Source organism: Corallococcus aberystwythensis (genome assembly GCF_003612165.1).
Lineage (GTDB): Bacteria > Myxococcota > Myxococcia > Myxococcales > Myxococcaceae > Corallococcus > Corallococcus aberystwythensis.
Genome location: NZ_RAWK01000278.1, coordinates 1 through 12,752, shown reverse-complemented (window position 1 = coordinate 12,752; position 12,752 = coordinate 1). Strand labels below are relative to the sequence as shown.

The window sequence follows — 12,752 nt, the reverse complement described above, 5'->3', positions numbered from 1 at the left end:
GGGGTGGGGGAGGCGGCCTGCTGCTGACCGGGAGCACCGGCGGCGCTGCCCTCGGGCGGGCGCGCCTCCTGGCGTCTGCAACCGGTAAGAAGCGCGCTCACGAGCACCGCGAGGACGGCCGCGCGCATGGCCATCACCAGAGGATGCTCTGCACCAGTTCGTCGATCTTCTCGCCCATCGCCTCCAGGCCGTTCACCTTGGAGAGCGAGCCGTCCGCGCCCACCTGCTCGGCCAGCTTCGACAGCTCGTCGTCCGGCAGGCTGGAGAACAACACGATGGGGATGTCCTGCGTGTTGTACTCGTTCTTCAGCGTGCGGCAGATGTCCGTGCCCTTGGCCTCGGGCATGTGGATGTCCGTGAGGATGAGGTCCGGCCGCCAGCTCTGAAGCGTTTTCTCAAACTCCATGAGCGTGGAGGTGGCCACGACCTCATAGCCCCGCGCCTCCAGGACAGCCTTCTCCATGGCGAGGGTGATCTCGCTGTCGTCAATGAGGAGGATTCTTCGCTTCTCTTCGGACACGGCGACCTTCCTTGGGGGTCGGTTCTAGCCCACCACCCAGCGGCGCACCAATGCTTTCCCGTGTCGCGCTCCGGCACGGGTTTTCTGTTTTCAACCCCGGGCGTCCCAGCGGCCGGGCGGGCTCGGAATCACCCACCGTCTTTCCCGGACAACCAACCGGGACACGGAGTAAGGAGGCGCGCATGAAGCACCATGCCTCCCGGGTCCTGGTGGCCCTCCTTCTCCTGGGGTGCGTCCTCGGTGGCCTCCCCGCCTCCGCTCTCAATGGGGGCCTGGGGCAGGTCCCCCAGGACCTCGACCGGACGTCGCCGCGCGCCACGGCGCAGGGCTTCCTGGACGCGGTGCATCGCGGGAACTACACCCGCGCCGCCCACTACCTCTACCTGGACCACCTGCCGGCCGCCGAGCAGCCCACGAAGGGCCCCCAGCTGGCGAGGAAGCTGAAGTTCGTCCTGGACCGCGAGCTGTCCGTGGACACCTCCGTCCTGCCGAAGACGCCGGAGGGCGAGTCCGCCAGCTCGCGCTTCGTCTCCCTGGGGGCCATCCCGCTCAAGGGCGACAGCGTGCCCATCCGGTTGCAGCGCCTCTCCGTGGAGGGGACGTACATCTGGGTGCTGTCGGAGCCCACCGTGAAGATGGTGGATCCGCTCTTCGAGGAGTACGGCCCGCTCTTGACGGAGACGCTGCCGGCCATCTTCTTCGACCGCACGGTGCTGGGGCTGGAGCCGTGGCAGTGGCTGGGACTCGCGGTGACATTGCTGGGCGCGTGGATCCTCTCTTACCTCCTGGAGAAGCTCCTGCTGGCCACCGCGCTGCGGGTGGCACGCTGGACGCGCATCTCCTGGGACGACCAGCTGGTCAACGCGGGCCGGGGCCCCCTGCGGCTGCCCTTCTTCGCCATCCTGCTGGCGCTGGGCACCTCGTTCCTGCTCCTGCCGCCCAAGCTGAAGCTCCTGAGCGACCGGGTGAGCTACTCACTCATCATCGTCGCGGTGGCGTGGTTCATCCTGCGCTTCCTCCGGGTGTCGGAGGCCTACGTCCAGAGCCGCGTCACCTCGGAAACTGGCGGCCACCCCCGCGCCCGCTCGCTGCGCACGCAGCTGGCCGTGCTGCGCGCGGTGTTCGAGGTCGCCACCTACGTCATCGCCGCCGCGCTGCTGCTCATGCAGTTCGAGGTGGTCCGCAACGTGGGCGTGTCGCTGCTCGCCTCCGCCGGTATCGCGGGCCTCGCCATCGGTCTCGCCGCGCAGAAGTCGCTGTCCACGCTGCTCGCCGGCATCCAGCTGTCCATCACCCAGCCCGTCAGCATTGGCGACAACGTGCTGGTGGAGGGCGAGTTCGGCACGGTGGAGGAGATCACTCTCACGTACGTGGTGCTGCGCATCTGGGACCAGCGCCGGATGGTCATCCCCATCCAGCAGTTCCTGGACAAGCCGTTCCAGAACTGGAGCAAGGGCTCCCCGGAGATGATGGGCACGGTCATCCTCCAGGTGGACTACATGGCGGACATCGACGCCTTGCGCGCGGAGCTGGACCGCATCCTCAACAACGAGGGCAAGGCGCTGTGGGATGGCCGCGTGAAGACGCTGGTCGTCTTCGACGTGATGGACAAGACGCTGACCCTGCGGGCGCTGGTGAGCGCGGCGGACTCCGGAAAGCTGGGAGACCTGCGCTTCCTCGTGCGCGAGCGGCTGGTGCTCTTCATCCGCGCCCGGCCCCAGTGGCTGCCCACGGTGCGCAGCGAGTCCCGTCCCGCCGTGTCCCCCGTCACCAAGGACACCGAGGAAGCCGCCCAGGGCGCCCCGGAGCCCCGGGCCTGAACGAAGGGCGCCTGGGAAAACAGGCGCTTGCACGGACGCTCGCGGCGCGATGAATATGGCGTCCGTCGCTGCGTATGACGCGCGTAAGAGCAGTCGCACCCACGCTGGGGAGTTCAATCAGATGAAGCGTCCTGTCACCTTGTGCGGAGCCCTGGCGCTCCTGGCCGTCGCCGCGCCGCTCACCGCGAGCGCCCAGGAGCGGGGCCGCACCGACGGGCCCGAGGAGTCGGAGTACGGCAAGGGCGGCTACGGCGACAACCGCCGGGGCGTGTCGCTCCAGTTCGACTGGGGCGCGGCCATCAACTCGCGGGAGAACCCCGCGGGCGCGCCGGAAGGCCCGCCGCTGTTCGTGGGCGCCACCGTGTCCCTCTGGGGGGATGACTGGTACCGCCTGGACGCCAGCGCCGCGTACGTCTTCGACGGTGGCCGCTTCATCGGCAACGTGGGCCCCACCTTCCGCACCTGGGGCTGGCCGCTGTCCTTCACCCTGGGCCTCAAGGCGGGCGCCATCGTCATCCCGGAGGGCGAGGGCCTTCGCTTCGCCCTGTCGCCGCAGGTGGGCGCGGAGATCTTCCTGGACCGCCGCGACCGCGTGCTCATGGGCCTGCACTACTCGCCGGACATTCCCATCGGGGGAGGAGGAGTGACGAACCGGTTGTTCATGAACATCGGATACCGGTTCTGACCGCACGCCATGATCGCTCAATTGCTCGCAGCCGCTGTCGCGTTGACCACGGCCCAGGCGCCCCGCGCCGCCGCGCCGTCCGTGTCGCTGCCGTTCCCGTCCGGGGACGTGCAGACCTACAACATCATCCAGTGGGACCCGAACCAGCTGCCGCGCATCTATGAGCGCTCGGACCAGCTGCCACTCACCGACGAGGAGCTGACCAAGCTGTCCCAGGCCGGCTTCGAGCCCGCACAGCTGGTGAAGATGATTGAAGAGCGCCGCTGCGCCTGCGACGCGAGCGCGGACGGCCTCATCCGCCTGAAGAAGGCGGGCGTGGACAAGACGGTGCTGGCGGCGGTGTCGCGGCACGGTCTGGCGCCCAACCGGCAGCTGGACATCCTGGTGACGCTGGACTTCACCGGCGAGAGCCGCACCGCGCGCGAGGCGTTCCTCTACTTCTTCGTGGACGACGGGGACATCACCCGCGTGTTCTCCGCGAACCTCCCGGAGCTGCTGCAGCGCCGCAACACCCACGAGACCATGGTGGACCGCAGCGACATCATGGTGGCGCGCACGGTGCGCCGCATCCAGCTCGCGGGCCACGTGCCGCTCAAGACGTACGGCGCGCACCGCGTGATGGTGGCCGCCAGCGCCAGCCCCACGCTCACGCACCCCTCGCAGCTCACCCCGCAGGAGCGCGCGAAGGCGCAGACGTACACCTTCGACTATCCGCGCGCCTCGCTGCAGAGCCTCTGCCGGCTGACGGCCGGCTACCGCCGCGACGCGGTGCTTGCCTACAAGTGGAACTTCGAAGGCAGCCGCTTCGAATGCGAATGGAACTAGGAGTCGACCCGACCATGAACACCCGCCGCCTGCTTCTCTCCGCCCTCGTCGCCGTGTCGCTCGCCGGCTGCGGAGGCCCTCGCGCCTTCACGCGCGGTACCTACGAGGACCCCAACACCATCGAGATGCTGGGGGATCGCTTCAACGAGAACGACCTGCAGCTCATCGCGAAGAAGATGGCCGAGTCGCTCGCCAGCTCCCCGCGCTTCGTGCAGGCCGCGCCGCAGGGCCAGCCCCTGCCCATCGTCCTCGTGGGCAAGCTGCGCAACAGCACCAGTGAGCACATCGACATGCGCTCGCTGGCGGACAAGATTCAAACGGCGCTCGCGCAGACGGGCCGCTTCGCCCTGGTGGACCAGGCCGCGCGCCAGGACATCGCGGAGGAGTACGAGTACCAGCAGTCCGGCTACGTGAACCCGAACGCCGCCAAGGCCCCGGGCCAGCAGGCGTCGGTGGACTTCCTGATGACGGGCGACCTCGCGTCCATCATCCAGGAGGTCGGCCGCGACAAGCTCGTCTATTACAAGATGACGGCGAAGCTGAACGACGTGCGCACCGGCACGATCGCGTGGACGGACGAGAAGCAGATCCGCAAGAAGTTCGAGAAGCAGGGCGTGAGCTGGTAGCCGTCCGCCGTGTCCAACCTCCCTGACATCGCAAGCCAGGCCCCGCGTGTCTCCGCCTCTCCGGCGGCGGCGCGTTGGGGCCTGCTGTTCATCGTGGCCCTGAGCGCCTTGGGGCTCGGCACGGGCTGCGCCAGCGACTACGTGGCGCGCACCGCCTCCGCACGCTCCGCGTACCAGTCCTCCGACTATCCGCGCGCCCTGCGTGAGCTGGACGGCGAGCAGAAGGAAGCCCCCGAACGCGACCAGCTCCTGTTGCTGTTGGACAAGGGCATGGTGCTGCACGCGGCCGGGCAGTGGGAGGAGAGCACCCAGGTGCTGGCCCAGGCGGACGACCTCAGCTCGCAGCTGGACATCACCTCCGTGAGCGAAGAGGCCGGGGTGCTGCTCAGCAACGAGCGGCGCCGCGCCTACCGGGGAGAGGACTTCGAGAAGCTGATGATCTCCGTCCTCCAGGCGCTCAACTACGCGGAGCTGGGCCGCGACGAGGACGCACTCGTGGAGGTCCGCCGCGTCAACGAGCGCATCGAGAAGATGATCACGGAGGAGAAGAAGCCGTACGAACAGCTCGCCATCGCGCGCTACCTGGGCGGCGTGCTGTACGAGGACCAGAAGGAGTGGGACTCGGCCTTCATCGACTACATGAAGGCGTACGAGCTGGAGCCCCGGCTGGGCGGGCTGGTGGAGCCGCTCTTGCGTCTGGCGAAGAAGACGGGCCGCGACGACGCCTACGCAACCCTCTCCCAGAAGTTCCCGGACGTGGCGCATGACGCGCTGGCCCCCGGCGACGGGCAGCTCGTCGTGGTGGTGGAGGCGGGCCTGTCGCCGGAGAAGCAGCGCGCGTCGCGCGACTACGGCGACTCCGGGGACCTGATTGAAGTGCCCGTGTACCGGGACCGCGGCGGCACACCGCCGGTGCGCGTGTCGGTGGAGGGGAAGGCGGAGCGGGCGGTGACGGTGACGTCGCTGTCGCGCGTGGCCCAGGTGCACCTGAACGACCGCATCGGCCGCATGCTGGCGAAGCAGCTCGCGGGCGCGGTGGCGAAGGCGGGCGTGGCCGCGGGCGTGGGCGCGCTGACGAAGAGCAAGGAGTTGGGCGTACTCGCCTTCCTGGTGCTCAACGCGGGCAACCAGCCCGACCTGCGCTCCTGGCTTTCACTGCCGGCGGAGTTCCAGGTGGCGCGCTTCCGGCTTCCTCCGGGAAAACACACCGTCCAGGTGGATGCACCGGGCCGGCCCACCACGCACCTGGTGGAGGTGAGGCCGGGGCGGGTGGAGGTGCTGGTGGTGCGAAGCTACTGACAGGGGACGTTTTGGGAGTAGGGTGCGCGCCCCATGTCGCCGGTCGTAGCCGAAGTCCTCCTGTACTCCTTCATCGTCGTGGCGAGCGCGCTGGCCGGCGCGGGGGTGGTCATCCTCAATGACCGCTCCACGCGGCTCGTGACGTTCCTCGCCTTCGCGGCGGGCGTGATGTTCGGCGCGGCCTTCTTCCACATGCTCCCGGAGGCGTACGAGGGCGGCGGCTGGTGGGCCTTCGCGCTGGTGCCCATGGGGTTCCTCTTCGTGCTGGTGCTGGAGCGCTACCTCGTCGCCCACGCCTGTGAGGAGCCGCCGGACTGCGCGGAGCACGTGCACGGCCACGCGCTGGGCTTCAGCGCGTTCCTGGGGCTGTCCACGCACACGCTCTTCGACGGCATCGCGCTGGGCTCCTCGGTGAAGGAGGGCGTGGGCGCCATGGCGCTCCTGGCCATCACCGCGCACAAGGTGCCCTCGTCGCTGTCGCTCGCGTCCATCCTCCAGGCGGAGGGCAAGAAGCGCGGCACCATCCTGGCGTACACCGCGCTGTACGGCCTGATGGTGCCCGTGGGCGCGGTGCTCTACTTCGGCTTCGACGCGGTGCTGAACTTCCAGTCCCTGGCGCCCAAGGCCCTGGCCTTCTCCGCCGGCACCTTCCTCTACATCGCCGTGTCGGACCTGCTGCCGCACGTGAACAAGCACGGACGGGACAAGCCCGGACGCAACCTGGTGGCATTGGCAGCCGGGTTGCTGGTGATGTTCGTGCTCGCGCGGCTCCTGGGGCACACGGACCACTGAAGGCACCATGGAACGACGCAAGGACTGGTACGAGCACCCGGAGTACTACGAGGCCATCTTCGGCACGGACACCGTGCGCGAGGCGGACTTCCTCCAGGCGCTGAGCCGGCGCTTCGGCACCGGCGGCAAGCAGTGGCTGGAGCCCGCGTGCGGCGCGGGGCGGCTGGTGGCGGAGGCCGCGAGCCGGGGCCTGAAGGTCGCGGGCTATGACTTGTCGGAGGCCATGCTCGCGCACGCGCGCAAGCGCCTGACGCCCGCGGAGCGCCGCCGCGTGAAGCTGTCCCAGGCGCGCATGGAGGACTTCTTCGACCCGGCGCTGGAAGGCCGCGTGGACCTGGCGCACACGCTGGTCTCCACCTTCCGCTACCTGGACAGCGAGAAGGCCGCGGTGGAGCACCTCACCGGCACCCGGCGCCTGCTCAAGCCGGACGGCATCTACGTGCTGGGCTTCCACCTCACCGACTACGCGCGCTCCGGCCCGGAGCATGAGCGCTGGGTGGGGCAGGTGGGCGCGGACAAGGTCGTGTGCAACACGCACGAGGGCCTGCCGGAACTGGGCCTGCGCCGCTCGCCCATGCGCAACCGGCTGCGCGTCACCGGCCCCGGCAAGGACTGGCTCATCGAGACGACGTGGTACTTCCGCACGTACGATGAGGCCCAGGTGAAGCGGCTGTTCCGCAAGTCCGGCCTGCGCGTCGCGGCCACGTTCGACTTCGACTACGACCTGGACTCGCCCGTCGGTCGCGGCAGCCCGCGCCTGGACCGCGTCTTCGTGCTGAAGCCGGACGCGGCGTCCAAGGCCTGACGCGCATCCCTGACTGGTGTGGAATGACCCGGCCGCCTGCCCGTTCAGGAGGCGGGTCCGTCAGGCATTGGGACCCAAATGTTCTGGGGTTCTGCGTCCTGTCTGGACGCGTCTGCGTTCCAGTTGGACGCAGCCGCGACCGAGGGATGCACGGGACCCCGCGAAATCACTGGGCTCCGCCCCTGGCACGACATCCGCATTAGCGTCTGGCCATACGCCGGCAACGGCGTGTACCGCATCCAGATGCATCCGGAGCGCGGAAGGAGGGGCCGCTCCTTCCGCGCTCTCCATCTGAATCCGCACCTCCCCGCCATCTCCGATAGAGTCCGCGTCTGATTTCTGGACGGCTTCGCCGGTCGGCGGTGGCGCGGCTTCCGCATGGGAGGCGTCGGGATGCAAGACGAGTTGGCGCAGCTCATGGCTGCGCTCAGGGATTCCAGGGACTTCGAAACCGCGGCGGCGGCGACGTTGCGCCGGATGCTGGCCGTGGCGGACGCCGCGGTGGCGTCCAGCCGCTATGCGGGCCGGGCCCGGGTCCTGCGCGGCATCGTCCACCTGCGTCCCGGAGAGGCGTACCGTCGGCTGGCGGCGCTGGACGTGGGTGCGCGCGAGGTGACGGACGCGGGCGTCGGGACGCCCTTCTTCACCTCCGCCACGGCGTGGCGCGCGGTGGTGGAGCACCGGTGCGCGGTGTCCATCGACGTGAACATCGGCACGGTGCAGCCACACGCGCCGGACGCGCCGGTGACGGGCGACCCCGGCCTCGCGGGCTTCCACAGCAACGAGAGCAAGCAGCGCTTCCTGGGCCGTCACGCGACGCACGTGTGCGTGCTGCCCTTGCGCACGCCCACGGGCATGGAGGGCATGATCTCGCTGGAGGCGGACTGCCTGGCCGCCATGGGGCAGGAGTTCGTCTGGCGCGACGCCGGCGATTCGCTCCAGCTCATCACGGACATCGCCGCGCCGTACCTCACCGCGCTGCCGCAGCGGCCCGTGGCCACGCCGGAGGTGGACGAGTTCCTCCCCGTGGTGGGCCGCTCCATGGCGGAGCTCCTGCCCATCCTGCGGACCTTCGCGCTCCAGGACGAGACCATCCTCGTGAGCGGGGCCACGGGCGCGGGCAAGTCGCGCCTGGCGCGCTGGTGCCATGAGCGCTCCAACCGCCGGGGCAAGCCCTTCGAGACGCTGGACCTGGTGACGGTGCCGGAGGACCTCCAGATGGCGGAGCTCTTCGGCTGGAAGAAGGGCGCCTTCACCGGCGCGGTGCGCGACGCGCCGGGCGTGGTGGCCCGCTCGGATGGCGGCACGCTGTTCATCGACGAAATCGACAAGCTGTCGCTGAAGGCGCAGGCGGGGCTGCTGCACCTCTTGGAGTCGCGCAGCTACCGGCCGCTGGGCGAGGGCACCGGCGAGAAGCTCGCGGACGTGCGCTTCATCATCGGCACCAACGCGGACCTGCACGCGCAGGTGCGCGCCGGGCGCTTCCGCGAGGACCTGTACTACCGCGTGAACGTGCTGCCGGTGCGCATGCCGCCGCTGAAGGACCGGCAGGACGAGATCTCCCTCTGGGCGCGGTACATGGTGAACCGCCGCCATCGCGAGCGGCCCGCGGAGGGCTCCGCGCGGCTGGCGCCGGAGGCGGAGCTGCTGCTGACCACCAGCTCGTGGCCGGGCAACTTGCGGCAGCTCGACAACATCGTGCGGCGTGCGTACACGTTCGCGATGGTGGAGCCCGTGGGCGGCACGGGCGACCTGGTGCTCCAGGAGAAGCACGTGGCCCGGGCGCTGGACCTGGAACAGTCCTCCGGTGGCCGTCCGCTGCCGGAGGCGCTGCGCGCCGCCGCGCAGGCCTTCGTCGGTGAGGCGCGCAGGCGGAGCACGCCGCTGGACCTGGACTACGCGGACGGCTTCCGCGGGCTGGTGCTGGGCACGGCCATCCGTCAGATGGGCCGCGACGATGCCTTCCGCATGCTGGGCCGCGAAAGCCTGGTGAAGAACCGCAACCACCACAAGGCGCTCAAGCGGGAGCTGGAGAAGGTGGACGCGCTCTACAAGGCGCTCGGCGAGGAGGGCTCGCCCTTCTCCGACCTGCTGGAGAACGAGGACGCGGACTGAGGCACGCGCGCCCCGGAGGACCGGGGCGCGGGCTTCTCAGCGGATGGCGCTGCCCAGCGGCTGATACTGCTCGTCGCGCAGGCCCACGAGCACGCTGGTGCCGTTGTCCGTCACGCGCAGCTCGCCGAAGCGCGCGTTCGCGTAGCGCTCCGCGTGGCCCTCCTGGAAGAAGAAGGCCTCCGCGCCCAGGCGCATCTGCGAGTTGCGGATGCGGAAGCGCAGGCGCACCTCACCGGGCGCGAGCGCGGTGCCCGGCGTCTCGTAGCGCACGAACTCCCCGACGTTGTGCTCGTCCAGGCGCAAGACCACGTTGCCGTCGTCCTGGGGCTGCTCGCGGCCCTCGCGCCAGCCCTGGTTGATGGCGTAGTCGAGCACCATGTAGTCGCCCTGGATGAGCGAGCGCGGATCCACCGGGGCCAGCCGCAGCAGCACCGGCTGCCCCCGGGCCAGCACGGTCTCCTTCTGCACGACGAGGAAGGCGAGCGCGACGAACACCAGCCCCAGCCCTCCGAAGATGACGGCGCCGCGTTTCATCGGGCCTCCGAGAGCACGGCGGATTCCCGCCGCAGGAAGAACTGCCGCACGCCCAGCAGCACCAGTCCACTGCCCGTGAGCGCGAGCGCCTTGGCCAGCAGCGTGATGTGGAGGTCGTAGTAGTAGTACGCGCCGAACGTCAGCAGGAACGCCACCGCCAGCCCCAGCATCACGCGGCTGCGGCGGTGGAAGCCGAGCGTCAGCATCAGCGCCGCCACAATCACGCCGGGCGTGTTCAGCGTCATCACCGTGAGCAGCACCAGTGCGCAGGCCGCCGGAATCGTCACGCGCTTGTCGTGCTCCAGCCCCAGCTCGCGCAGCACCCGCCACCCCGTCCCCAGCGCCAGGAGCGCCAGCGCGATGGAGAGGTACGCGCTCGGCACGAACTCGCTGTCGAAGCGGAAGACATAGCGGAAGCCCTGCAGGGAGCTCTCGTAGCTGCGGAACAGCAGCCACCCTGGCACCGCGCACGCGAGCGCGAAGGCGATGGGGCCCACTCGGGCTCCCAGTGGCCCGCGCCGCAGCCGGGGCTCGAAGAGCAGGGTGCCCGCGAGCGCCGCCGCGCAGAAGAGCATCCACGCGTCCACGCCCGCGCCACCGACCGCCTCGACCTCCAGCACACCCACGGACACGCAGAGGCCCACGGTCGCCAGGAAGTAGAGGATGACGTCCGGGAACGTGGCGAGCAGCGCGATGCAGATCACCACCCCGGTGGTGGCAAGGCCGAGCGTCCGCACCTCCAGGCCCGCCATTCCCACCAGGAGCGTGCCCACGCCGGCGAGGCAGAGGGCCAGGGCGAGCTGCTCCATGAAGGGCCCCTGGGTAGTGCGGCGCAGGAACACCGAGGCCACCAGCAGCATGAACCCCAGGCCGACGAGCGCCACCTCTTCATTCCACAGGCCCACGCAGGCGAAGAAGCTGAGCAGGAAGGCGGCGGACATCCACGCGCCACCGCCGGCCAGCGCCTTCACGAACCAGGGTGAAGCCCCCAGGGTCTTGTGGCGAACCTCCAGGGTGGTGCGGGCGCGCGCGTCCACCTCCGCGTCCACGTGGCCCTCGGCCTTCAGCCCCGCCAGCACGTCTTGAATCGTAGGTCGCAGGGCCATGATCAGGTCTCCTCCGAAACGCCCGTGGCCTGCGACTCGTGGCGCAGCCAGTACACCGCCAGGCCCACCTCTCCAATGAGCACCAGGGGCAGGATGAAGAGGGTCAGCTCCTCGGCGTGCGTCACCTCGATGAAGAAGTAGCCCACCGCCGTGGTGACGAGCGTGATGACGCACAGCGCCCCCACGGTGAGCAGGAACAGCTCGCCGTGCAGGTGCCGGTGCAGGGCGTAGATGGCGACCAGCCCCCCGAGCACCAGCAACAGGGACAGGCCCGACACCAGCGAGCGGTCATGACTGCTGACGATGAACAGGATGCCCAGGCCCACCAGCGGCGTCAGCGACATGAGGGACAGCACTCGAGGCATCCACCGTCCCTGGAGCCAGGACACCTTCTGGTTGGCGAAGTGCTCGTACGTGGCCCAGGCGAACCCGTTGAGCAGCCCCAGCACCAACGCCAGCAGCTCCTCGCGCCAGGAGCCGCGGTTCATGCGCTGGCCCCAGAAGAGGATGACGCCCGTGTTGACGAGCACGAGCTGGAGCATCCACAGCGGCGTGAAGCGCGCCAGCGCCACCCACGGCAGGATGAGCACGCCCCAGCCGATGAACAGCTCATACGGATCCGCGCCCGTCTGGTACGCCTGCCCGTACACGGCGAGCAGCGGCCCCACCAGCACCGCGGCCGCGAGCAGCGCGAACTGCCCCGCGGGCCGCTCGCCCAGCCGCCACGCGCCCACCGCCGCCCCGGCGATGCCCAGGCTGATGAGGCCCAGCTTCGAGAAGCGCCCCAGCTCCGCCCAGTTGAAGGCGAAGAAGTACACCACGCCCGCCAGCACCAGCAGCGAGCCCAGGGCCATCAACGTCGTGGACAGGAACGCGCGCCACGCGGGCCGCGACGGCGTGGCGACCGCCAGGTGCAGCGCTCGCCCGTACGCGTCCGGGCTCAGGATTCCGGCGTCCGCCAGCGCGTGCAACCGCTCGGGCGTCGCCTCCAAGTCGAGGAAGTCTTTCGGCACGGCGGAGGACTGTACCCGGTTCAGGTGACGCCGGGTGTGCCGCGCCCGCTCACGGACCGGAGCGCTCCGCGTCCAGGAAGGCCTTCAGCTCGGGAAGCACGCGCTCGGGATGCTCCAACTGCGGACTGTGTCCGCACGCCACGCGCAGCACGCGGGCCTGGGCAAGTCCCCGCGCGGCCTCGTCCGCCAGGGCGACGGGCAGCGTCTCGTCATGCTCGCCCCAGATGAGCAGCACGGGGACCTTCACCTCACCCAGCCGCTCACGGCGGTGGAACACCGGCCCCGTCAGCGGCACCAGCGCGTTGAAGGCCTGCGCGGCTTCGGGCCTTCCTCCGGGCACGCTCAACAGCTCGTAACCCAGCGCGCCCAGCTTCTCTCCCAGCGGCGTCGGCGGGGGCGGCAGCATCCGCGCCATCGCCCAGGGGCCCAGGTTGCGCGCCAGCCGCTCCGGCCCCGCGCGGAAGAAGAGGCGCGAGGGCCGGGGCATCTGGGGCCCCAGCCCCATCGCGTCCACCAGCACCAGCCGCTCCACCGGCACCGTGCCGCGCAGCGCCAGCTCCAGCGCCACCAGCCCGCCCAGCGAGTGGCCGACCACCGACACCGGCCCCGGCG

The 12,752-nt window shown here is 70.0% G+C and carries 13 protein-coding genes; 8 read left to right on the top strand and 5 right to left on the bottom strand.

All coding sequences use genetic code 11. The features are described 5' to 3' along the window. Positions 1–133: 133 nt before the first annotated feature. Positions 134–520 carry a response regulator gene (locus D7W81_RS33805; protein ID WP_014398957.1) on the bottom strand — a complete coding sequence of 129 codons (387 nt, stop codon included), beginning with the start codon at positions 518–520 and terminating at the stop codon, positions 134–136. 182 nt (positions 521–702) lie between these two features. On the opposite strand from D7W81_RS33805, the gene D7W81_RS33800 reads away from it, so the two are divergent. The 8 genes from D7W81_RS33800 (at position 703) to D7W81_RS33760 (ending at position 9,487) form a co-directional block, all read left to right on the top strand. Then, positions 703–2,340 (top strand): mechanosensitive ion channel family protein, encoded by a 1,638-nt coding sequence (locus D7W81_RS33800; protein WP_120559524.1) that lies wholly within the window; start codon positions 703–705, stop codon positions 2,338–2,340. Between the two features lie 121 nt (positions 2,341–2,461). Next, positions 2,462–3,025, top strand: a complete 564-nt coding sequence (locus D7W81_RS33795; RefSeq protein ID WP_120559523.1) for a hypothetical protein — start codon at positions 2,462–2,464, stop codon at positions 3,023–3,025. 9 nt (positions 3,026–3,034) lie between these two features. Then, the gene (locus D7W81_RS33790) at positions 3,035–3,850 is read left to right on the top strand and encodes a hypothetical protein (RefSeq protein WP_120559522.1); all 816 of its coding nucleotides are present in this window, start codon (positions 3,035–3,037) and stop codon (positions 3,848–3,850) included. A gap of 14 nt (positions 3,851–3,864) precedes the next feature. Continuing rightward, entirely contained in the window at positions 3,865–4,476 is a 612-nt protein-coding gene (lpoB, locus tag D7W81_RS33785; RefSeq protein ID WP_120559521.1) for a penicillin-binding protein activator LpoB, read from the top strand. 9 nt (positions 4,477–4,485) lie between these two features. After that, positions 4,486–5,775, top strand: a complete 1,290-nt coding sequence (locus D7W81_RS33780; protein ID WP_438503390.1) for a COG3014 family protein — start codon at positions 4,486–4,488, stop codon at positions 5,773–5,775. 33 nt (positions 5,776–5,808) lie between these two features. Beyond that, positions 5,809–6,567, top strand: coding sequence for a ZIP family metal transporter (locus D7W81_RS33775; RefSeq protein ID WP_120559520.1), 759 nt, complete (start codon positions 5,809–5,811; stop codon positions 6,565–6,567). Positions 6,568–6,574: 7 nt separating this feature from the next. Then, complete coding sequence (locus D7W81_RS33770; RefSeq protein WP_120559519.1) at positions 6,575–7,372, top strand: class I SAM-dependent methyltransferase; 798 nt, start codon at positions 6,575–6,577, stop codon at positions 7,370–7,372. A gap of 393 nt (positions 7,373–7,765) precedes the next feature. Continuing rightward, entirely contained in the window at positions 7,766–9,487 is a 1,722-nt protein-coding gene (locus tag D7W81_RS33760; protein ID WP_120559517.1) for a sigma-54-dependent transcriptional regulator, read from the top strand. A gap of 36 nt (positions 9,488–9,523) precedes the next feature. Here the strand turns inward: D7W81_RS33760 and D7W81_RS33755 are convergent, their stop codons facing one another. The 4 genes from D7W81_RS33755 to D7W81_RS33740 form a co-directional block, all read right to left on the bottom strand. Next, complete coding sequence (locus D7W81_RS33755) at positions 9,524–10,021, bottom strand: GDYXXLXY domain-containing protein (protein ID WP_120559516.1); 498 nt, start codon at positions 10,019–10,021, stop codon at positions 9,524–9,526. Beyond that, positions 10,018–11,127: a DUF4401 domain-containing protein gene (locus D7W81_RS33750; protein ID WP_120559515.1), complete on the bottom strand. Its 1,110-nt coding sequence runs from the start codon at positions 11,125–11,127 to the stop codon at positions 10,018–10,020. The genes D7W81_RS33755 and D7W81_RS33750 overlap by 4 nt, the downstream gene beginning before the upstream one ends. A 2-nt stretch (positions 11,128–11,129) precedes the next feature. After that, positions 11,130–12,140 (bottom strand): DUF2157 domain-containing protein, encoded by a 1,011-nt coding sequence (locus D7W81_RS33745; RefSeq protein ID WP_120559514.1) that lies wholly within the window; start codon positions 12,138–12,140, stop codon positions 11,130–11,132. Positions 12,141–12,189: 49 nt separating this feature from the next. After that, positions 12,190–12,752, bottom strand: a 563-nt coding sequence (locus tag D7W81_RS33740; protein ID WP_147445714.1) for an alpha/beta fold hydrolase, incomplete at its 5' end; no start/stop codon positions are given.

What these genes read in the sequence shown, in the direction of transcription:
- D7W81_RS33800 (WP_120559524.1), top strand. Translation starts at nt 703, where the DNA reads ATGAAGCACCATGCCTCCCGGGTCCTGGTGGCCCTCCTTCTCCTGGGG.
- D7W81_RS33795 (WP_120559523.1), top strand. Translation starts at nt 2,462, where the DNA reads ATGAAGCGTCCTGTCACCTTGTGCGGAGCCCTGGCGCTCCTGGCCGTC.
- D7W81_RS33790 (WP_120559522.1), top strand. Translation starts at nt 3,035, where the DNA reads ATGATCGCTCAATTGCTCGCAGCCGCTGTCGCGTTGACCACGGCCCAG.
- lpoB (WP_120559521.1), top strand. Translation starts at nt 3,865, where the DNA reads ATGAACACCCGCCGCCTGCTTCTCTCCGCCCTCGTCGCCGTGTCGCTC.
- D7W81_RS33775 (WP_120559520.1), top strand. Translation starts at nt 5,809, where the DNA reads ATGTCGCCGGTCGTAGCCGAAGTCCTCCTGTACTCCTTCATCGTCGTG.
- D7W81_RS33770 (WP_120559519.1), top strand. Translation starts at nt 6,575, where the DNA reads ATGGAACGACGCAAGGACTGGTACGAGCACCCGGAGTACTACGAGGCC.
- D7W81_RS33760 (WP_120559517.1), top strand. Translation starts at nt 7,766, where the DNA reads ATGCAAGACGAGTTGGCGCAGCTCATGGCTGCGCTCAGGGATTCCAGG.
- D7W81_RS33755 (WP_120559516.1), bottom strand. Translation starts at nt 10,021, where the DNA reads ATGAAACGCGGCGCCGTCATCTTCGGAGGGCTGGGGCTGGTGTTCGTC.
- D7W81_RS33750 (WP_120559515.1), bottom strand. Translation starts at nt 11,127, where the DNA reads ATGGCCCTGCGACCTACGATTCAAGACGTGCTGGCGGGGCTGAAGGCC.